This is a genomic window from Mesorhizobium sp. M0862 (genome assembly GCF_040319795.1).
Classification (GTDB): Bacteria; Pseudomonadota; Alphaproteobacteria; order Rhizobiales; family Rhizobiaceae; genus Mesorhizobium.
The window spans coordinates 189,467-209,398 of the sequence record NZ_JAMYOJ010000006.1; the positions used below are offsets into that span (position 1 = coordinate 189,467).

Sequence of the window (19,932 nt, forward strand, 5' to 3'; positions counted from 1 at the left end):
CGAGTCCACGAAACCCGGCCTGCCGCGATGTCACATGTCGGCCAACGAGCCTGCGGGCGAATACCGACGAAGTGTCTTTAGCTCTGCCTTGAATCCGCTTTGACCACGGTCTAGTGGCTTGGCGATGACCAACCATGAACCCGTGCGCGTCGCCGCGCTCTACAAATTTGCGAGGCTGGGCGACTTCGACGCGCTGCGGGTCTTGCGCACGCCGCTTGCCGCCTTCTGCTGCGGGCGCGGCATCAAGGGCACGCTGCTTCTGGCGCAGGAGGGCATTAACGGCACGGTCGCCGGCAGCGAAACCGACATAGCCGACCTGATCGCTTATCTCGAGGCCATCGAGGGTCTTGCCGATCTCGAGGTCAAATACAGCACTGCCGCCGAAATGCCGTTCCATCGCATGAAGGTGCGGCTGAAGCGCGAGATCGTCACCATGGGCGTCGAAGACCTCGACCCGGCGACGGGTGCGGGGACCTATGTCGCGCCGGCCGACTGGAACGCGCTGATCTCGGACCCCGGCACCATCGTCATCGACACACGCAACGCGTACGAAGTGTCGATCGGCACGTTCGAGGGCGCGGTGGACCCGCGCACGTCGAGCTTTCGCGAATTCCCGGCCTGGGTGGAAAAACACCGCGACCAACTCGACGGCCGCAAGGTTGCGATGTTCTGCACCGGCGGCATCCGCTGCGAAAAGGCGACGGCCTATGTGAAGTCGCTCGGCTTCGAGGATGTGTTCCATCTCAAGGGCGGCATCCTCAGATATCTCGAAGAGGTGCCGGCCGAAGACAGCCTGTGGCAGGGCGAGTGTTTCGTCTTCGACGAGCGGGTCTCGGTGTCGCATGGGTTGACCGAAGGCGAGGCCGAACTCTGCCGCGCCTGCCGGCATCCGCTGACGCCGGAGAACCGGCTGTCGCCGCATTTTTCCACCGGCGTGTCATGCCCGCATTGCTACGAGGCACGCTCGGATGAGGATCGCACCCGCTATGCCGAGCGCCAGCGCCAGGTCGAACTTGCGCAGGCGCAGGGCAGGGGACATATCGGCAGTTAAGTGCCGCCGACGCCCTGACTGGATCACCACACGACAGAATAGCGGTCGATCACCCACAGCCATGTGCCGTCGGCCTGCCGGCGCGCGACCTCTGAGGTTATCGAGCCGTCGGCAAGCCTGGTCGACGTCAACGCGAGTTCGCCGTTAATGGCCGCCGGGCGCTGCTCGCCGCGCTGGAATTTTCGCCAGCTCGCGGCAAAGGCTTCGAACAAAGCGCGGATCGCCTCATGGCCACGCGTCAATTCGGCTGCTCCGGTGTCGATGACGGCATCGGGTTCGAACAGCGCTACCATGCCCTCAATGTCTCCCGCCCATTGCCGATCAATTAGCAGGCGCTCCAGATCCTGGGGATCTCGTGCTTGGTCGCGGTCTGGCTGATCGGTCACGGCAAAACTCCTCCCTCGCCGACGTTGCGGCGACACTAACCGAAGCCGAGGCGGGTTTCGACACATCGAATTTGATTTGCGGCATTGCCGGCGCCGATAGCAAAGCGCCGGTCCGTCATTGTAATGTCAACAATCGGGACCTACGTCTGCAACGTCCAAAACCTGCCCGTCCACGTTGGCGCGGGCCCTTTTCTGGAGGCACCATGTTCGACCCCAAGAAGCTTCTCGACGATCTGCTCGGCTCGCAAGTTCCCGGCACAACCGGCACCGTCCGCGACAAGGCCGGGCAGGCTGTGCAGATGGCCAAGGACAATCCGCTGGCCGCCGGTGCGCTGGCCGCGGTGCTGCTTGGAACCGGCACGGGACGGCAGGTCACCGGCACGGCCGTGAAGCTCGGCGGACTGGCTGCGATCGGCGGTCTCGCCTACAAGGCCTACCAGAATTACAAGGCCGGCAATGCACCCGAGCAGGCGCCGGCGGCCGGCCAGCCGGAATTGCTGCCGCCGCCCGCCGACACCGGCTTTCATCCTTCACAGGCGCCACAGGGGGAGGACGAGTTCACGCTGACCCTTGTGCGGGCGATGATCTCGGCGGCCAAGGCCGATGGCCATGTCGATGACGCGGAACGCCAAAAGATCGCCGGCAAGCTCAGTCTGGCCGGCATCGGCACGGAAGCGGAAAAGTTTCTGATGGCCGAGCTGGATAGCCCGCTCGACCTCGATACGCTGGTCGCAGGCGCCAAGACCGATGAGCAGAGGCTCGAGCTCTACACGGCGTCGCGACTGACGATCGACCCCGATACGCGCGCCGAACGCGGCTATCTCGACCTGCTCGCCGGCCGGCTCGGCCTGCCGGATGCGCTCGTCGATCATGTCGAGGCTACGGTGTCGGCGGCCAAGGTGCCGGTTCCGTCAGGCACGGCGCCGAATCCGCGCTGGTAGACAACGCAGCCGAGGCCGGAAAAAATGCGTTAACGTCTCGTTTACCGAGGAAGCGCATGATTTTAGTCAGTCGGATCGGCTTTCCTCCTCCCAAGCCCGGTTCAGATCAGGGCGGTCGCCAATGACCGCCCTTTTTGTTGGACCGATCACATAAAGTGCGTCGCGCTTCATGTTTTTGTCCTGATGCATGTCGTTCTCTCACAACCGGGGCCACTTTGAGCGACATGCACAGTGTCCGGCTTGCCATGATCCCCGTCATTTGCGATGGGTCGGTGCATTCGGATGCACCCCGATCTGTTGCCGGGATGCGCGGCGCGCAGGAGCGAAATCCATGACAGCCCTCACAGAGAAAACCGCCATCGTCACCGGCGCCGGCACCGGCATCGGCAAGAGCGTCGCCACGGCGCTGCTCAAGGCGGGCTGGAACACGGTGTTTTGCGGCCGCCGCAAAGCGGTGCTCGACGCCGCCATTACCGAAGCCGGGAAAGCGGACGCCAAGGCGCTGGCAGTTGCCTGCGACATCAGCAAGGCCGGCGAAGTCGATGATCTGTTCGAGACGGTGGCCGCAGCCTTCGGCCGCGTCGACCTGCTCTTCAACAATGCCGGCATGAGCTACAAGTCGACGCCGATCGACGAGATCCCGGTCGAGGTCTGGAACGATATTGTCGGCGTCAATCTCACCGGATCGTTCCTATGCGCCCGCGCCGCCTTCGGCGTCATGCGCAAGCAAAAGCCAATGGGCGGCCGCATCATCAACAATGGCTCTGTGTCGGCCTATGCGCCACGGCCGGGCTCGGTCCCCTACACCGCGACCAAGCATGCCATATCGGGGCTGACCAAGACGCTGGCGCTCGACGGCCGGCCCTATGACATCGCCTGCGGCCAGATCGACATAGGCAACGCGCTGACCGATATGGCGCACGCAATGACGGTCGGCGTGCCGCAGGCCAATGGCACCATCGCCGCCGAAGCGGTGATGGACGTCCAGCGCGTCGCCGACGCCGTCGTCCACATGGCCAGCCTGCCGCTCGATGCCAATGTGCTGTTCATGACGGTGATGGCGACCAAGATGCCGTTCGTGGGGCGTGGGTGAAGAGCCGAAGGCCTACCTCTTCAAAAACGACTCGATCCGCTCCAGCGCGCGCAAGATGTTCTCTTCGGAATTGGCGTAGGAGAGCCTGATGTAGCCTTCGCCGAGAATGCCGAAATCGGGGCCGCCGATCAGCGCCACGCCGGCCTCCTCGAGCAGTGCCGAGGCGAGCTTCTTGGCCTTCCAGCCGGTCTTCGAAACATTCGGGAAGGCATAGAATGCGCCCTTGGGCGTGATGCAGGAGACGCCCGGCAGCGCGTTCAGCCCCTCGACCACGATCTTCCTGCGGTTGTCGAAGGCGCGCATCATCTTGTCGACATCGTCCTGCGGGCCGTCGACCGCGGCGATGCCGGCGAACTGGCTCGGCGCGTTGACGCAGGACCAGCAATTGACCGCCAGCTTGCGCACCTTGTCGTAGAGATGCGCGCCCTTGTCGCCATTCGGCCAGATCGACCAGCCCATGCGCCAGCCGGTCATCGCCCATGTCTTCGACCAGCCGTTGAGCACGATCAGCCGGTCGCGAATTTCCGGAAAATTGAGCAGCGAAAAATGCGTCTCGCCGTCATAGGTCATGACGTCGTAGATTTCGTCGGAGAGGATAGCGACCTGCGGATGCGCTTGCAGCCCCTCCACCAGCTTCTCGATCTCGGCGCGCGGCGTGACGCCGCCGGTCGGGTTGGCCGGTGAGTTGAGGATTAGCAGCCTCGTCTTCGAGGTGATCAGCCCCAGCGTCTCCTCGGCCGAGAAGGCAAAGCCGTTCTCTTCGCGGATCGGCACCGGAATGGGCGCGGCGCCGGTGAACTCGATCATCGAGCGATAGATGGGAAAGCCAGGGTCGGGATAGAGGATCTCGGCGCCGGGTTCGCCGAACATCAGGATCGCCGCGAACATGGTCGGCTTGCCGCCGGGCAGGATCATCACATTTTCCGGCGAGACCTCGACGCCGGTGGTGGCCAGCGTGCGCCGCACCACCGCTTCGCGCGTCGCCAGCAGGCCGTTGGCCGGGGTGTAGCCATGGTGACCGTCGCGCAGCGCCTTGATCGCTGCGTCGACAATGTGCTGCGGCGTTTTGAAGTCGGGCTGGCCGATGCCGAGATTGACGATATCGCGGCCCTGTTGAGCCAGTGCGGTCGCCCGCGCCAGCACGGCAAAGGCGTTTTCCTCGCCGAGGCGGTCGAAGGCCGAAATCGTGTGGAGCATTTTTCCCGTCCGTGTGGTTCTTGCTGTTAGGTCGCGTTTTTGTGAGCGTCTGCTCACAAAAGTCAAACGGATTGGAGTTTTGCGTGTCGGAAAATCTCAAAGATTGGCAAGCGCGTCCGCGGCCCGAGCGCAAGCCCATTGACGGCCGCTATGTCCGGCTCGAACCGCTGAGCGCCGAAAAGCATGGCGACGGCCTTTACGAGGCGTCGTCGGTGCCTGACATTGACGGCCGCTTTGCTTGGCTGCCCGACTATCCGCCGCAAACCCGCGCCGATTTCCAGCCATGGCTGGATAAGGTCGAGGCGAGCGAGGATCCGCTGTTCTTCACCGTCATCGACAAGGCCAGCGGCAGGGTCGCGGGGCGACAGACGCTGATGCGCATCGATCCCACCTATGGCGTCATTGAGATCGGCAACATCTATTGGGGGCCGCTGATCTCGCGCAAGCCGGCAGCGACCGAAGCGCAGTTCCTGTTCATGAAGTACATTTTCGACGGGCTCGGCTATCGCCGCTACGAGTGGAAATGCAACAACCGCAACGACCCTTCGAAGCGCGCTGCGGAGCGGTTCGGCTTCAAGTTCGAGGGCATTTTCCGCCAGCATCTTGTGGTCAAGGGTGAAAACCGCGATACGGCATGGTACTCGATCATCGACAAGGAATGGCCGGCGCTGCGCAAAGCCTATGAGGCATGGCTCGATCCCGCCAATTTCGATGGCGAAGGCCGGCAGAAGCGGCGGCTCGAGGATTTCCGCGCCGAGTTCGGCGCGTAACAGGAGTTTTTTTCGATGGCGCACAGCCATGATCATGGTTCGCATGCTGGGCATGGCGCCGGCCATGTGCATGGCTCGACCGACAAGAAACGCGTGCTGATCGCAGCCTGCCTGACCGCCGGCTTCATGGTTGCCGAAGTGCTTGGCGGCGTTTTGACGGGATCGCTGGCGCTGCTGGCCGACGCCGGCCACATGCTCGCCGACTCGATCGCGCTTGGCCTTGCTTGGTACGCCTTCCATCTTGGCGGAAGGCCGGCGACAGTGCGCCTGACCTATGGCTTCGGCCGGGTCAAGACGCTGGTCGCCTACACCAACGGCATCGCCATCTTCGCCATTGCGTTGTGGATCGTCTACGAAGCCTGGGGCCGGCTGATGACGCCGGCGCCGGTGCTGGGCGGGCCGATGCTGGTGGTGGCGATCGCCGGCCTTCTGGTAAACTTCGCCTCGTTCTTCGTGCTGCATGGCGGCGACCGCGACAGCCTCAACATGCGCGGCGCCATCCTGCATGTGCTGGGCGACCTGCTCGGCTCGGCGGCGGCGATCGTGGCGGCGCTGGTCATACTGGCCACCGGCTGGACGCCGATCGATCCGATCCTGTCGGTGCTGGTCTCCCTGCTGATCCTGTCCACCGCGTGGTCGCTGATGCGCGAAGCCGCCCACGTCCTTCTCGAAGGCGTACCGGCAAGCCTCGACCGCGACCTCATCGCCAAGGACATTGCCGGCACCGTCAAGGGCGTGCGCGAAGTGCATCACATGCATGTCTGGTCGCTGGACGGCTCCAGCAACATGGCGACGCTGCATGCCTGCCTCAACGATGGCGTCGATCCGCACCAGGCGGTCAGCGCCATCAAGAAGCGGCTCGCCGCCGAACACGGCATCAGCCACGCGACGGTCGAACCGGAATTCGGCCAGTGCGCCGACAGCCATGACGAGCACGATCATGACCACGACCATGGTGCGCCACCGCATCACGGCCATTATCACTGACAGGGAATTTCATGGCATTGGCATCCGAGTTGACGAGTTCCCGCTGTGGCGGGACGGCATGATGGATCGCGACACGCGAAACGCGCTGATTGCCGCAGCCTGGATCATGCTGCTGTTCGGCATCGCGGCGTTCTATCTGCCGACCGTGATGCTGGCCGTCGGCAATGTCTCGACCGTACTTGCCGGCATCGTCGGCATCGCCTTCGTGCTGGCATTCTTTCTGGTGTTCTGGTTGCGGGGCCGCAGCCAGAACAAGGGCAAATAAGAGGCTTTGAAATGCGCATCCTGATTACTGGCGCCGCCGGCATGGTCGGCCGCAAACTTGTCGACCGGCTGGCCAAGGACGGCACGCTCAACGGCCGCAAGATCACCGGGCTCGACCTGCACGACATCGTGCCGCCGCAGGCGCCGGCGATGGATGGCGTCAGCATCGCCACGCATACGGGCGACCTTGCCGACGCCGGTGCTGCCGAGAGCCTGGTCGCCTCACGCCCCGACGTCATGTTCCATCTCGCCGGCATCGTGTCGGGCGAGGCGGAGGCGAATTTCGATCTCGGCTACCGCGTCAATCTCGACGGCACACGGGCTCTGTTCGATGCGGTCCGGCTGGCGGGCTTTTCGCCGCGTCTGGTCTTCACCTCGTCGATCGCGGTGTTCGGCGCGCCGTTCCCCGATGTCATCCCGGACGACTTCCATCCGACGCCGCTGACCTCCTACGGCACGCAGAAGCAGATGAGCGAAGCGCTGCTGGCCGACTATTCCAGGCGCGGCTTCTTCGACGGCATCGGCATAAGGCTGCCGACCATTTGCGTGCGGCCCGGCAAGCCGAACAAGGCGGCGTCAGGGTTCTTCTCCGGCATCATCCGCGAGCCGCTGAGCGGCCATGAGGCCATCCTGCCAGTGCCGCGCTCGGTGCTGCACACCCATGCCAGCCCGCGCTCGGCGGTGAACTTCCTGATCCATGCCGCCGGGATCGACAGTGCCGCCGTCGGGCCACGCCGCAACCTCACCATGCCGGGCGTTGCCGTCACCGTCGGCGAGCAGATCGAGGCGCTGGAACGCATAGCGGGCACCAAGGTGGCGAGCCTGATCCGTGAGGAGCCCGACGAGACGATCTGGGCGATCGTCAAGGGTTGGCCGACGCGCTTCGAGGCGCGACGGTCAAGAGACCTCGGCTTCAGCGCCGAAAAAAGTTTCGATGAAATCATCCGCGCGCATATCGAGGATGAGCTGGGCGGAAAGATCGCGGGTCAGGCCTGACCCGCCGAGGTCATACAGTTCCGGACAGGCTCGCCGACAACAGCAACAGTCCGAACAGGAAGACGAAGGCGGCGCCGCCGATCTCGACGAATGTGTGAATGCGGTTGCCCATGCGGCCATCGCCGGCGAAATAGACCGCCCAGTTCTTGGCGGTGACTGCGATCGTTGCCAGCGCCGAGACTGTGATGGCGGTTCCAATCGACATCGCCAGCACCGAGAGCAGGCCGCCGAGCCACAGGCCGTTGAGCAAAGCGAAGCTCAGCACAATCAGCGCGCCGGAGCAGGGGCGGATGCCGACGGCGGCTACTGCCGACCAGGCCGTGCGCCAGTCGAAGCGGTCGCCCGACAGCAGCGCCGGATCGGGCGCATGTGAGTGGCCGCACGTACCACAGACTTCGCCGGCTGGGTGATCGTGGGCGGCGTGATCGTGATGAGCGTGGTCGTGATGGGAATGATCGTGTGTGTCGTGGTCGTGCGCAGCGTGATCGTGATGATCATGCGAATGGTCGTGATGCACATGCAAGGCATGCGAATGCGCATGCGCCGCGTGGCTGTGAGCGGCATGTGAATGGCCGCCATGGGAATGACCGGCGTGGGCTGCCGACAGGCTGTAGGCGGGCGCCTTGCCGAACCAGCGCAGGACCGTAGGCCCGAGCTTGCGCCACAGCAGCCAGGCGCCGAACAAAGTGACGAAGACATAGCTCATGATCTCCATGAACCAGGCTGCGTCGGTCATCGAGATGGCGGTGCCGCGCAGGACGAAATAGGCAAGCAGCATCACCAGGATCGCGGTCAGGCCCTGCAGCAGCGCCGAGACGAAGGACAGCAGGATACCGCGCCTGAGCGCCACTTCATTGGCCACCATGTAGGACGAGATCACCGCCTTGCCGTGGCCGGGGCCGGCGGCGTGGAAAATGCCGTAGGCGAAGGACAGGCCGATCAGCAGCCACATCTTGCTGCCGTCCTCGCGCATTGCTTTCATCGCCGTGGCCAATGCGCGGTAGAATTCCTGCTGGCGCAGATTGATCCACATCAGGATGTGGGCGAACGGGCCGGTGGTGGGCGCCATGCCGTCATTGACACCGATGCCGAGTGAGCTCTGGGCATGGGCCTGCCCGAGAAAGTGCGTCATCAGCAGGGCAGCGGCCACGAGGCCGAATGCCAAACGCAGGGACGGTTTCATCACCGGATCTATCCTTCTGGCGGGCAATTCAGTTCGAGCTTGGTGGCGAAGATCTTGCTCATGTCGGTGCCTGTCGGGTCGTTGAAGAACGCGTCCGTCAGGGTCTTCTGGTTTTCCTTGATCGCCTCGTCTGGATCAGGCCGGATGACGCTCTTGGTGCAGTTCGAGGGCAGGCCTTCCACCGTGATGTTGCTATCCTCGGTGAAGTCGATCGCTGTGTAGAAGGTTGGATCGTAGACGCCGAAATCGATCTTGCCGGCGAGCTTGATCGGCACCTTGGGTTCGGATTCGAACAGGATGATCAACTGGTCGTTGTCGAAATTGGCCATCAGATGCGGTGGCGGCGTCATAGGCACGTCCTTGCCGTCGACGGTGACGAGCTGGAAATAGTTGAATTCGGCCAGCGAGGCATGAACTGTGTCGGCGACATCCTTCAGCTCCTTGTCGTCAAGCTTCAGGTCGGAGTTCTTGTCGAACTCCATCATCACCGTACTCGAAAACAGATCATCGAAACGCCAGAGGTGACGCAGCGCTTTCACACTTTGGTGATCCGGCGAGAGGATCACGTCGAGGCGGGCCTCGGCGAAGACATGAGGATGCGCGCCAGCCGCTCCGACGGAGGCAAAAGTCGTCGCCAGGGCCGAAGCCAGCATGATTGCGTGCCGTTTCAGATGCATTCTCGGTCGCTGTTCCATCGGCCTCGGAGAGATTTCGAGAGGTTACCAGAAACGGGGCGAAATTGGGACCGCGGCACGGCAGGACCGGCTCAAGCGCTCTCGCGGTTCTTGAACCATTGCACCAGGAAATCGACGAAGACACGGACCTTGGCCGGCAGATAGCGACGGTGCGGGTAGACGGCGAAAATGCCGCTGCCCGACTGGATGCGGTCGTCGAGCAACGACACCAGCAGCCCGGATGCGAGGTCGGGCGCGGCGATGAAATCCGGCAGGATGGTGAAGCCCAGACCGGACACGGCGGCGGCTCGCGCGGCCATCGGGCTGTTGACCTCGATCGGACCCGATACGTTGACACTGACAGACTCCTCGCCATCGCCCCTGAAGCGCCAGTTGGCGAGCGAGCGGCCATTGGTGTCGACGATGCAGGGCAAGTTGGCGAGATCCTGCGGGCGCGTCGGCTTGCCGTGCTTGGCGATCAGCTCCGGCGAGGCGCAAAGCTTGATCGAAAACGGCCCCAGGCGGCGGGCGATCAGCGATGAGTTCTCCAGGCGCGAGATGCGCACGGCAAGATCGAAACCTTCCTCGACCAGATCGACAAAACGGTCGTCGAGATGGATGTCGAGCACGATGTCGGGATGCTGTCTGGCGAAGTCGATGAGCGACTGGCCTATCGGCGCGTCGGCGAAGGTGCGCGCCGCGGAGATCTTGATCCTGCCGCGCACGTCGCCGGAGGATTCGCGCACGGCGTCGGCTAGGCTGTCGACCTCGCGCACGATTTCCGAAGCGCGGCTGTAATAGGTATGGCCGGCCTCAGTCAACGAGAACTGCCGCGTGGTGCGGTTGAGCAGCAGCGCGCCGAGTTCGTCTTCGAGTTCGCGCACATATTTCGACAGCAGCGCCTTGGAGCGACCGATCTTGCGCGCGGCCGCCGAAAAGCCTTCGGCCTCGACGACGTCGATGAAGGCGCGCATGCGGGTCAGTGTATCCATCATCAAGCCTTTCGTGCCGCATCGAGAATTCGCCGGCCGAGCCGTATCAGGGCAATGTCGCTGCCGGGAGGACCGAGCAGCGAGAGGCCGAAAGGGGCGCCGTCAACCGAGCCCAGCGGCAGGGTGATTTGCGGAAAGCCTGAAAGACCCGAAAGGCACAAAAGATGCAAGGCCCTTTCGCGGTAGGCCTGGAGCTGCTGCGGCTCGCTTTTGACCAGAGGTGCGGGGCCTGGAACGGTAGGCAGGACAAGAAACCCGTCCTGGCCGAGCAGCGCGGCTAGCTCGGAGCGGAACGTCAAGCGGCGCACCGCCTCGGCCCGCGCGGTCTTTTCGTCGATTGTCCGGCCGAAACCAAAGCGCTCCTCGACGCCCGGCCCGAGATCGCGCTCGTCCGAAATGATCCAGGCGCCATGCTGCTGCCAGGCCTCGGCGGCCTGGAGGCGGCGAAAGCACCAGTAGAGCTCGTCGGGGAAGGAGGCGAAGCTGTACTCTACCGGCGCCGGCTCACCGACAAGACTGGCGGCCAGCGCTCTCATCCTGGCATATTCGGCTGCCTCGGCGGGGCCGGCCACGAAAGCGTCCAGCCAGCGGATCGAAAGCGGCCGGTTGAGCGGATGCTGATGCGGGTCGCGGCCAAGCAACAGCTTGCCGATCGTCTCATAGGTCTCGATGTCGTCGGCGAACCAGCCGAATGTGTCGAAGCTCGGCGCCAGCTTCATCGTGCCTTCGAGCGAAATGCGGCCATGCGTGGTGCGCAGCCCGATCAATCCGCAAAAGCTCGCCGGGGCGCGGATCGAGCCGCCGGTGTCGGAGCCGGTGGCGATATCGGCAAGCTTGCCGGCCACCGCCGCCGCCGATCCGGAGGACGAGCCGCCGGTGACGCGATCGGGAGCGGCCGGGTTCACCGGAAACGGAAAATGCGCGTTCTGGCCCATCAGCGAGAAAGCGAACTCGTCGGTCTGCGTCTTGCCGATGAAACGCGCGCCGGCGTCGAGAATCATCTGCACGGCCGGTGCCGTGCTGGACGCGGCGTGGGACTCGGCGAACTTCACCGGATTGCCGCAACCGGTGCGGTAGCCGGCGACGTCGTAAATGTCCTTCACAGCCAGGCGCAGCCCGGCCAGTGGCCCAAGTTCCGCATTGGCCACCGGCATTCGACGCAGGTCGAGAAGGGCGTTGAGCGGGCCGTGCGTGCCTGGCATCGTTCGATATCCCTATATAGTAGGCCCAGCATTGTTCGATGCCGGAAATTTTACAACCTGGAGTACGATTTTTATTGATTGTGAAATCTTTCGATCTTATATCGCGCTTGCCCAAAGTCGCACGTGCCTGTGGGTGTCCGCCGATCCTCGAATGGTGAGGGAAATCGGTAAGGTAACTGGAGCTAACCCCTCCAGTCGGTCTAGCGGCCAACCGCCAGCCCGAGGACACCTTGAAGCAACGACGGTGCGGGCCTTTCTGGTGTTCTGCCGGTCGTCCAAAGACCGGGGTTACTGAAGAGGCACACCTTCATTGCCGGTAGTGCGGACGGGTCTCCCATCCAAGCCAAGGCAGACAAAGCGAACCGAGGCCGGGCAAGGCCAAGGTTCACCGCCGCGAGACGGCGTTTCATGGTTCCGGGGTCTCCACCGGCTGGTTCCATGGATTTCCGTCCCGCCTTTGTTTGACCGCGTGTTCGCGAGGCCGAAAGCCCGTCCCGCAGCCTTATTGCGCGCCGCAAGGCGTTAATGGAGAGACCCCGATGGCCACCCAGCGCATCCTCGACTTCCTCGCCACCCGACGTCCGTCCGGCCCCTGCCTCGTCGTCGACCTCGATGTCGTGCGCGACAATTTCCGTGCCTTCGAGAAGGCGCTGCCCGATTCCAGAATCTACTATGCGGTGAAAGCAAACCCTGCGCCGGAGATCCTGCGCCTGCTTGCTGCGATGGGCTCGTCCTTCGACACCGCTTCCGTTGCCGAGGTCGAGATGGCGATGGACGCCGGTGCGCCGGCGGACCGCATCTCCTTCGGCAACACCATCAAGAAGGAGCGTGACATTGCACGCGCCTACCAGCTCGGCATTCGGCTGTTTGCCGTCGACTGCGTCGAGGAGGTCGACAAGATCGCCCGCGTCGCTCCCGGCGCGCGCGTGTTCTGCCGCGTTTTGACCGACGGCGAAGGCGCCGAGTGGCCGCTGTCGCGCAAGTTCGGCTGCGTGCCTGCGATGGCCGTCGACGTGCTGCGCCATGCCAGGACGCTCGGCCTCGACCCCTATGGCGTGTCGTTCCATGTCGGCTCGCAGCAGACCGACCTGACGGCGTGGGACCGTGCGCTGGCCGACGCCAAGAAGGTGTTCGCCACGCTCGCCGACGAAGGCATCGTCCTGAAGATGGTCAATATGGGCGGCGGTTTCCCGACGCGCTATCTGCGTGATGTGCCGGCGGCCCAGGCTTACGGCCAGGCCATCTTCTCGGCGCTGCGCAAGCATTTCGGCAATGCGATCCCTGAGACCATCATCGAGCCGGGTCGCGGCATGGTCGGCAATGCCGGCGTCATCAAGTCGGAAGTCGTGCTGATCTCGAAGAAGGCCGAAAACGACAATGTGCGCTGGGTGTTCCTCGACATCGGCAAGTTCGGCGGTCTGGCCGAGACGATGGACGAGGCGATCCGCTATCCGATCGTCACCCGCCATGACGGTTCGGAGACCGCACCTTGCGTGCTCGCCGGCCCGACCTGCGATTCGGCCGACGTGATGTACGAGAAGACGCCGTATCCGCTGCCTCTGTCGCTGACCATCGGCGACGATGTGCTGATCGAAGGCACCGGCGCCTACACAACCACCTACTCGGCGGTCGCCTTCAACGGCTTCGAGCCTCTCCGATCCTACGTGATCTGACGGCTTCGGCCTTCAGATCACCCCAGGCGGACGTTTGCGTCCGCTCGGGTTCGCCTTGGAACAAGCTCCGCTCGTGAAGGATCGCGGAAATGGACATTGTAAATTACATTGATGGTGCCGTGGGAATCTCCCCCCTTGACGGGGAGATGGCAGGCAGGCCAGAGGGGGTCGTCTCGCGTGAAGCGCCGGCATCCCTCGTCCACGACGCGGTGTCGCGTCAGGTCGTGCCGACCCCCTCTGTCGCCTTCGGCGACATCTCCCCCTCGAGGGGGGAGAGTGCCCGCGCCATTCCCATCGTCGCCGAAACTGCGGCAGACATTGCATTGCGTGAAGCGTTGCTCGATCGCGCTATGGGGCCGATGCGGCGCAAGAAATCGTCGGAGAAGCTGCGGCGTGGGCGCCGGCCTTCCGAAGGTCTCGCTTTTGTCGTGCGGGATGCCGCCGGCGCGGTTGCCGGCACGGTGCGGCTGTGGGACGTACGTCTGGGCGAGGGCGGCCCGGGAGCACTTCTGCTCGGACCGCTCGCCGTCGATCCGGCGCTGAAGAACGCCGGCATCGGCTCGGCGCTGATGCGCCATGCTTTGGCCGAGGCCGCGCGTCTCGGCCATGCCGCGGTGCTGCTGGTCGGCGATGCGCCTTATTACGGTCGCTTCGGCTTTTCGGCGGAGAAGACTGGCGCGCTAGCCATGCCTGGTCCGTACGAGCGGCACCGCCTGCTCGCGCTGGAACTGATCGATGGTGCGCTCGACGGCGCGCATGGCACGCTGAAGGCTGCAGGTCGCAAGCTCAAGACACAGAGGCTCTCGCTGGCCGCCTGATTGGTCAAAAACAAACGCCGCCGGTCCTTTGCATTTCAGCGAGGGCGGCGTTTTGTTTTTGCGAAGGGCTCAGCCGATCAGCTGGCTGAGCGCCATGGCGACCGACATATCGCCTTCGACCTTTATCTTGCCGGACATGAACGCCATGGTCGGATTGAGGTCGCCGGCGATCAGCGAATCCAGATCGTCGAGCGACAGCTTGATGGTGCAGTCGGTCGGCGCATCGGTGTTTGAGACGGTCGCGCCATCGATGACGATGACGCCGTCGGTGCCGGTGTCGAACTTCACGGAATGTTCGAACCCGGCGCTCGCCACGCGCGACCTCATCTTCTCGGCAATGTCCTGAACGCTCATGACTGTTCTCCTGGTCTCGTTGCGTTTTGCCGCGCTTCAGTGACCGGCCTCCGCCGAAGTCGCTGTCTCGCGCGTACCGCGATCCTGGTCGCTTGGCGCATATAGCTTCGAGTTGACGTAAACGTCAACGCGCGATGCGTCATCTCGTTTCAGTCGGAAGGAATGCGGCAGAGAACATTCACCCTGCGACGAAGGTTAGTGTTCAGCAGCGGGCTTCGCCGCCTCGGCCTGGGCCGATTCCGCCGGGGCCGGTTCGGTCGGCGTGGCCGGATCCTTGCGGCGGCGCATGGCGTTGTCGCGGATTTCATCCTTGGTCAGGAAGTTGACCTGGTCGATCAGCACTTCATGCACCAGGTCGGCGCCGACGCGAGCGTTGACGGTGTCGCGTATGGCCTTGCGGAAGGCATCGAGATTGATGGTTTCCTTCTTGGTGAAGTCGATCTGCGGATTGGAGTAGAGATAGGAATAGACCTGATCGGTCATCAGCGCTTCGGCCGGGATCGACATCTTCTTTATCTCGGCCGGCTCGACCGTGTAGACGAGCTTGGTGAGGAAATAGCCGTCGATCTTGGAATCGCGGATCAGCGGCACCGAGATGATGTCGGTCTTGACGTAGTCGAGGCCACCCAGCATCGGTTTCGGCGTCTCGCCGACGCCGCGCTCACCGGCCGCCTGGAACGAATAGAACACCGCGCCAAGCGTGGCGGCGCAGATCCAGATCGCGGCGGCGATGAATTTGATCACCGGTTGTTCCCGCCTGTTGCCGAGATCATCAGCTCGCCCAACCGAATTCGCCGGCCGAGTATGTGCCGTCGGCTTCGGCGCGCTGAATGGCGTTCTTCAACAGCGTGGCGACTTCGTTGACCGCGTTGAGGTGGGCGAGGATTGCAGCCTCGTTTTTCGCGAGCTTCTGGCGCAGCCGCGCCAGACTGTCGCGATGCTGTTCCAGGAATTCGATCTCGTTGGCGCCCTTCATGGCGCGGGTCAGCTCATAGAGGTAGCGGCTCTTGCGGGCGTTGGAGGCCTTGAGGTCATAGCTGGTGTCGTTCTTCAAACCGGCCGTCTCTTCCTCGACCGCTTCCTCGATGCGGCCGATGATGGCGGCAATGTTGCCCGGCCGTGCAAACGGGATCGGCGCTTCGGACGTACGCGCCGGCAGGTTGGAAGAGTATTTTGAAAAATCGGCCATTGAAAATCCTGGTCTAGATCTTGATTTCGGTTTTGATGGTCGTCTCGTCGCCGGTCATCGACCGTGCGGCCTTGCGCTGCAATTCCTCGACCAGCGAGGTGGACAGCCGGGTCTGCTGGTCGATCTCGGTCTTGTGCGGCCCGGTTGACACCGGGCCGATCGGCACGGTGCGCTTGCCGTCCTTGTAGTGGTCGGCGAGCAGCGATTTGGCTATGCCGATCCCTCCGCGCTCGGCCATGACGTCGGCGACACGCTCGGCAAGCTGCGATTTCCACATGTCGCCGGCCAGCCCCTTGCCGTAGACGCCCTCTGTGTCCTTGGGCAGCATGTTCTGGATGAAGGTCTGCAAGACCATGGCCTCGAACTTCTTGAATTTTCCCGCGGGATCGGCGCCTGCCGCGGCCTTGTCGGCCGTGGCACGCGACAAGATCGAGCCGGTATCCACCGAAGCCGCCATGTCGACCAAAAAGGCGCCGCCAACGCCGTTGGCCCGCTTGGCCAGCGCGGCACGGGCAGCCTCGATATCCGTCGGGTCGACGGCTCGGGCAACATCGAGAACGATGTCGCTGGGTGGAGAAATCGCCAAGAAAGTCCGCCTCTTTGCCGGGTTTCCTGAGCGACCATGCCGCAACAAGCTTGTGGCAGGCTTGCCGGTTTGAAATCCTTCGCCGGATGCTGGGCCATTGCTATCAGCAGCGGCAAGTCCGGCTGGGTCGATGCGATCTGGTCGTTTGCGGTGGGCGCTGCCGGTGTCGCCATGGTCAGATCGTAGGTGGCGTAGGCGCAGAGGCCGAACACGGCGCCGTACACCCAATACAGCCCGCCGCACGGAACGAAACCGAACGCCGTCCGCAAGTGACGCGGCTCTAACTTCCGATTATTCCTGCCCGCGCCTCTGCGCGATCAGATCGAGCCGGTCGCGGTCGGAGCGTTCGCGTTCGTCCTGTCGGCGCACGTCCTTGTAGGCGCGCTCGACCATGTTGGTGCGCGCCGTCGCAGTGGCGATGAGCGTGATCTCCTGCCTGGCGCTTTCCAGGCTCGCTTCCTGCCGGACCAGCGCATTGGCGATGCGGCGATGGTAGAGGTCAGGGAACAGCACCGCCAGCGACTGATCGGCCTCGAAATGCTGGACAAGTTCCCTGGCTTCGGTCTCGGCGGTTGCGGCCGCCGCCAGGAAGGCCGCATGGCGCGTCTCGTGCAGGGCCTTCAGCTGCTCCTGCACCTTGACCAGTTTCTTCAGCCGTTCCATGCGCGTGCTCATCTCACCTCGCCAGCGTCAGGTCGACAAAGCCGTCGACGAACAGCGACAGCATGGTGCCGATGGCGAAGTAGAAGATGATCATGCCGCCGGCGATGACGAAAGGCAGCGAGATGAAGTAGACCGGGATCTGCGGCGTCAGCTTGTTGACGAAGCCGATCGTCAAATTGACCAGAATGGCATAGGCGATGAATGGGCTGCCGAGCCGGATGACCAGGAAGAAGGCGTCCGACACCGTGTCGGTGAGATCGACCAGGGCGGCCTGGGGATTGAAGAAGGCGTTGACCGGCGCCACCGTGTAGGAGGCGACCAGAGCGCGGATGATCTCGTGGTCGAAATCGAAGACGAAGAGCAGCAGCAACGCTGAAAACGAGATGATGGCGGCGAGGGCCGCCTGCGGCTCTGGCTCCTCGATCGCCGGGCCGCCGGTGCCACCATAGCCGATCAGCATGGCAATGGCCGAGCCCATGAAGCGCAGCGCTTCCATGTAAAGCCTGGTCATGGCGCCGATCAGCCCGCCGACCAAAAGTTCCGAAATGATCATCGGTGCCAGCACCTGCGGACGCGCATCGACGAAGGGAAAGATCTTGTCCCACAGGAAGGCGAGCAGGCCACCGGTGGCGGCGATCGACACGAACAGCCGGACCTGGACCGGCACGCGGGCGCTGGACAGGCCCGGCATCAGCATGAAGCAGGCGCCGATGCGACAGAAGGCGAGGAAGGCGGCGATGACGACGCCTTGCGACAGTATGTTCACGAGATCGTCCCGAGCACCTTGATCTCGACGCCCTTGGCGATTTCGACATGGGAGAGAACGGGAAGCGTCGTGAACAGGCGCTCGATGATCATGCGCACATAGGGGCGAGCATCGGGCGCGGTGACGAGGACAAAACGCTCGCCGGCCTCGAGATGCTTGCGGATCGCCTTGGTCGCGTCCTGGCCGAATTCCTCCAGCTGGCGCGGGTCGATGTCGAATTCGCGCACCTCGCCCTTGGCGTCGCGCTTGAGGCTCTGGTGGAAGGCGAGGTCCCAGCGGTTGCCGAGGCGCAGCACCTTGAGCATGCCGCCCTCGGAGAGATCGCCGCAGATCTGCTGGGCCATGCGGATGCGGACATGCTCGACGATCTGCTCGGTGCGGCGCACATGCGGCGCGATCTCGGCGATAGCCTCGATGATCAAATGCAGGTTGCGGATCGATACGCGTTCGGCCAGCAGCAATTTCAGCACCGCCTGCAGGCCGGGATAGGAGATGTGCGAGGTGCAGATCTCGTCGGCGAGCTTGCGGTATTCCGGATCCTGGCGCTCGAGCAGCGCCTTCATGTCCTTGTAGGACAGAAGCTGCGGCAGGTTGTTGCGGATCACCTCGGACAAATGGGTGAGCAGCACCGACATGTTGTCGGCAAAGGTATAGTTCTCGCGCTTCAGATCCTCGGCGAAGGTTTCGAGCACCGAGAAGGCGCGCATGCCGAAGGCCGGCTCGCGGATTTCCTCGCCGGGAACGTCGGGCAAATCCCGGTTGCCGAGCAGCACCATGATCTCGCCGACGCGCATCTGGTATTCGGCGACGACGGTGCCGTGGACCTTGATCTGATAGCTTTTCGGCGGGATGCCGAAATCGTCGGCGACGCGCACTTCCGGCACGACGAAGCCATATTGCGTGGCAAATTTCTTGCGCATCTTGGCCATGCGGAACACCAGTTCCTGATGCGACACCAGCAGCCGCGTCGACAGCTGTTTGCCGATCAGAAGCTCGATCTCGGCGGTGGTCAGCGAAGCCTTGACCGAGTTCTTCTCTTCCTCGACCTTGTTCGCCTTCTCCAGATCCTTGATCGCTTCGGCGGCGGCAGCCTCGCGGTTGGCGCGCATCGGGATGACGTAGCCAAGGCCGGCCATGCCGGCGGCTAGCGTGAAGAACGGGAAGAACGGCAGGCCGGGCATCAGGCCGAGCAGGACGAGCAGCGAGGCCGCGACATAGAGCGCGCGCGGATGCGCACCGAGCTGGCCGAACACCGCCTGGTTGGTCGAGCCGCGCGTGCCGCCCTTGGACACAAGCAGGCCGGCGGCGAGCGAAACGATAAGCGCCGGGATCTGGGTGACGAGGCCGTCGCCGACCGACAGTTTGATGAAGACATCGGCGGCTTCGCCCATGCCCATGCCGTGCCTGATGTAACCGATGGCGATGCCGCCGACGATGTTGATGGCGGTGATGATGAGGCCGGCAATGGCGTCGCCGCGGACGAATTTCGAGGCGCCGTCCATCGAGCCGAAGAAGGAGGATTCCTCTTCCAGCTCGCGGCGGCGCAGTTGCGCTGTCTTGTCGTCGATCATGCCGGCGGACAGGTCGGCGTCGATCGACATCTGCTTGCCGGGGATGGCGTCGAGGGTGAAGCGGGCGCCGACTTCGGCAATACGGGTGGCGCCCTTGGTGATGACGATGAAGTTGACCACAATCAGGATCATGAAGACGATCAGGCCGATGACGAAATCGCTGGCCATCACAAGTTTGGAGAAGCCGGCGATGACATAGCCGGCGGCGTGCGTGCCCTCATTGCCGTGCGACAGGATCATGCGCGTGGTGGCGATGTTGAGCGATAGCCGTAGCATGGTGGCGATCAGCAGCACGGTCGGGAAGGACGAGAAATCGAGCGGCCGCTGGATCCACAGCGCCACCATCAGGATCAGCACCGACAGTGCGATCGAGAAGGCGAGGCCGATGTCGATGAGGAAGGCCGGGATCGGCAGGAATAGCACGGCCAGGATGATGACGATGCCGATGGCGAAGAAGACATCGCGGCCGTTCTTGGCCACTGTTCCTGTCGCTAAGCTTTCGCTGACCGCCATGTCGTCCCCAATCACAAGCCTGCCGAGCACGCGACAGCCCTTCGAGCCTAACCGGTCAAGCTT

The 19,932-nt window shown here is 63.5% G+C and carries 23 protein-coding genes; 9 read left to right on the forward strand and 14 right to left on the reverse strand.

The genetic code is table 11. The features are described 5' to 3' along the window. Window positions 1–124: 124 nt before the first annotated feature. Window positions 125–1,051, forward strand: a complete 927-nt coding sequence (gene trhO, locus NKI15_RS11720) for an oxygen-dependent tRNA uridine(34) hydroxylase TrhO (RefSeq protein ID WP_023704004.1) — start codon at window positions 125–127, stop codon at window positions 1,049–1,051. 23 nt (window positions 1,052–1,074) lie between these two features. Here trhO and NKI15_RS11725 read toward each other — a convergent pair whose 3' ends face one another. Further along, window positions 1,075–1,437 (reverse strand): YybH family protein, encoded by a 363-nt coding sequence (locus NKI15_RS11725; protein WP_023733472.1) that lies wholly within the window; start codon window positions 1,435–1,437, stop codon window positions 1,075–1,077. A gap of 203 nt (window positions 1,438–1,640) precedes the next feature. Here NKI15_RS11725 and NKI15_RS11730 point away from each other — a divergent pair, with 203 nt between their 5' ends. Continuing rightward, window positions 1,641–2,378, forward strand: coding sequence for a tellurite resistance TerB family protein (locus NKI15_RS11730; protein ID WP_023671935.1), 738 nt, complete (start codon window positions 1,641–1,643; stop codon window positions 2,376–2,378). A gap of 66 nt (window positions 2,379–2,444) precedes the next feature. Here NKI15_RS11730 and NKI15_RS11735 read toward each other — a convergent pair whose 3' ends face one another. After that, the gene (locus tag NKI15_RS11735; RefSeq protein ID WP_023710951.1) at window positions 2,445–2,567 is read right to left on the reverse strand and encodes a hypothetical protein; all 123 of its coding nucleotides are present in this window, start codon (window positions 2,565–2,567) and stop codon (window positions 2,445–2,447) included. Window positions 2,568–2,709: 142 nt separating this feature from the next. On the opposite strand from NKI15_RS11735, the gene NKI15_RS11740 reads away from it, so the two are divergent. Then, the gene (locus NKI15_RS11740; protein WP_023671933.1) at window positions 2,710–3,471 is read left to right on the forward strand and encodes an SDR family oxidoreductase; all 762 of its coding nucleotides are present in this window, start codon (window positions 2,710–2,712) and stop codon (window positions 3,469–3,471) included. 12 nt (window positions 3,472–3,483) lie between these two features. Here NKI15_RS11740 and NKI15_RS11745 read toward each other — a convergent pair whose 3' ends face one another. Further along, window positions 3,484–4,668, reverse strand: coding sequence for a pyridoxal phosphate-dependent aminotransferase (locus tag NKI15_RS11745; RefSeq protein WP_023747149.1), 1,185 nt, complete (start codon window positions 4,666–4,668; stop codon window positions 3,484–3,486). Between the two features lie 83 nt (window positions 4,669–4,751). On the opposite strand from NKI15_RS11745, the gene NKI15_RS11750 reads away from it, so the two are divergent. From NKI15_RS11750 to denD, 4 genes are read left to right on the forward strand one after another with little or no spacing between them, the layout of a single operon-like run. After that, window positions 4,752–5,438: a GNAT family N-acetyltransferase gene (locus NKI15_RS11750; protein WP_023747150.1), complete on the forward strand. Its 687-nt coding sequence runs from the start codon at window positions 4,752–4,754 to the stop codon at window positions 5,436–5,438. 15 nt (window positions 5,439–5,453) lie between these two features. Continuing rightward, complete coding sequence (locus NKI15_RS11755) at window positions 5,454–6,425, forward strand: cation diffusion facilitator family transporter (protein ID WP_023747151.1); 972 nt, start codon at window positions 5,454–5,456, stop codon at window positions 6,423–6,425. A gap of 58 nt (window positions 6,426–6,483) precedes the next feature. After that, window positions 6,484–6,690, forward strand: a complete 207-nt coding sequence (locus NKI15_RS11760; protein ID WP_023686390.1) for a hypothetical protein — start codon at window positions 6,484–6,486, stop codon at window positions 6,688–6,690. An 11-nt stretch (window positions 6,691–6,701) separates the two neighbouring features. Next, the gene (denD, locus tag NKI15_RS11765; RefSeq protein WP_023747152.1) at window positions 6,702–7,685 is read left to right on the forward strand and encodes a D-erythronate dehydrogenase; all 984 of its coding nucleotides are present in this window, start codon (window positions 6,702–6,704) and stop codon (window positions 7,683–7,685) included. 10 nt (window positions 7,686–7,695) lie between these two features. On the opposite strand, the gene NKI15_RS11770 is transcribed toward denD, so the two are convergent. The 4 genes from NKI15_RS11770 to NKI15_RS11785 all read right to left on the reverse strand — a co-directional run bounded on the left by NKI15_RS11770 (window position 7,696) and on the right by NKI15_RS11785 (window position 11,736). Next, the gene (locus NKI15_RS11770; RefSeq protein WP_502898686.1) at window positions 7,696–8,868 is read right to left on the reverse strand and encodes a nickel/cobalt transporter; all 1,173 of its coding nucleotides are present in this window, start codon (window positions 8,866–8,868) and stop codon (window positions 7,696–7,698) included. An 8-nt stretch (window positions 8,869–8,876) separates the two neighbouring features. Then, entirely contained in the window at window positions 8,877–9,545 is a 669-nt protein-coding gene (locus NKI15_RS11775; protein WP_023671926.1) for a DUF1007 family protein, read from the reverse strand. Window positions 9,546–9,634: 89 nt separating this feature from the next. Beyond that, complete coding sequence (locus NKI15_RS11780) at window positions 9,635–10,534, reverse strand: LysR family transcriptional regulator (protein ID WP_352514048.1); 900 nt, start codon at window positions 10,532–10,534, stop codon at window positions 9,635–9,637. A gap of 2 nt (window positions 10,535–10,536) precedes the next feature. After that, window positions 10,537–11,736 carry an amidase gene (locus NKI15_RS11785; protein ID WP_023747154.1) on the reverse strand — a complete coding sequence of 400 codons (1,200 nt, stop codon included), beginning with the start codon at window positions 11,734–11,736 and terminating at the stop codon, window positions 10,537–10,539. A gap of 539 nt (window positions 11,737–12,275) precedes the next feature. On the opposite strand from NKI15_RS11785, the gene odc2 reads away from it, so the two are divergent. Beyond that, complete coding sequence (gene odc2, locus NKI15_RS11790) at window positions 12,276–13,409, forward strand: ornithine/lysine decarboxylase (RefSeq protein WP_023747155.1); 1,134 nt, start codon at window positions 12,276–12,278, stop codon at window positions 13,407–13,409. A 146-nt stretch (window positions 13,410–13,555) separates the two neighbouring features. Continuing rightward, window positions 13,556–14,227, forward strand: a complete 672-nt coding sequence (locus NKI15_RS11795; RefSeq protein ID WP_023747156.1) for a GNAT family N-acetyltransferase — start codon at window positions 13,556–13,558, stop codon at window positions 14,225–14,227. 69 nt (window positions 14,228–14,296) lie between these two features. Here NKI15_RS11795 and NKI15_RS11800 read toward each other — a convergent pair whose 3' ends face one another. The 7 genes from NKI15_RS11800 to flhA form a co-directional block, all read right to left on the reverse strand. Then, on the reverse strand, window positions 14,297–14,581 hold the full coding sequence (locus NKI15_RS11800) for an SCP2 sterol-binding domain-containing protein (RefSeq protein WP_023714024.1): 285 nt from the start codon (window positions 14,579–14,581) through the stop codon (window positions 14,297–14,299). Window positions 14,582–14,776: 195 nt separating this feature from the next. Beyond that, window positions 14,777–15,325: a hypothetical protein gene (locus tag NKI15_RS11805; RefSeq protein WP_023747157.1), complete on the reverse strand. Its 549-nt coding sequence runs from the start codon at window positions 15,323–15,325 to the stop codon at window positions 14,777–14,779. 28 nt (window positions 15,326–15,353) lie between these two features. Further along, window positions 15,354–15,770 carry a hypothetical protein gene (locus NKI15_RS11810; protein WP_023747158.1) on the reverse strand — a complete coding sequence of 139 codons (417 nt, stop codon included), beginning with the start codon at window positions 15,768–15,770 and terminating at the stop codon, window positions 15,354–15,356. 13 nt (window positions 15,771–15,783) lie between these two features. Continuing rightward, window positions 15,784–16,356, reverse strand: coding sequence for a rod-binding protein (locus tag NKI15_RS11815; protein ID WP_023747159.1), 573 nt, complete (start codon window positions 16,354–16,356; stop codon window positions 15,784–15,786). Between the two features lie 291 nt (window positions 16,357–16,647). After that, window positions 16,648–17,031, reverse strand: coding sequence for a hypothetical protein (locus tag NKI15_RS11820; RefSeq protein WP_023703992.1), 384 nt, complete (start codon window positions 17,029–17,031; stop codon window positions 16,648–16,650). Window position 17,032: 1 nt separating this feature from the next. Beyond that, on the reverse strand, window positions 17,033–17,785 hold the full coding sequence (fliR, locus tag NKI15_RS11825) for a flagellar biosynthetic protein FliR (protein ID WP_023703991.1): 753 nt from the start codon (window positions 17,783–17,785) through the stop codon (window positions 17,033–17,035). Continuing rightward, a complete protein-coding gene (flhA, locus tag NKI15_RS11830) occupies window positions 17,782–19,869 on the reverse strand; it encodes a flagellar biosynthesis protein FlhA (protein WP_023671908.1) in 2,088 nt (695 codons plus the stop codon). The genes fliR and flhA overlap by 4 nt, the downstream gene beginning before the upstream one ends. Between the last annotated feature and the right edge of the window lie 63 nt (window positions 19,870–19,932).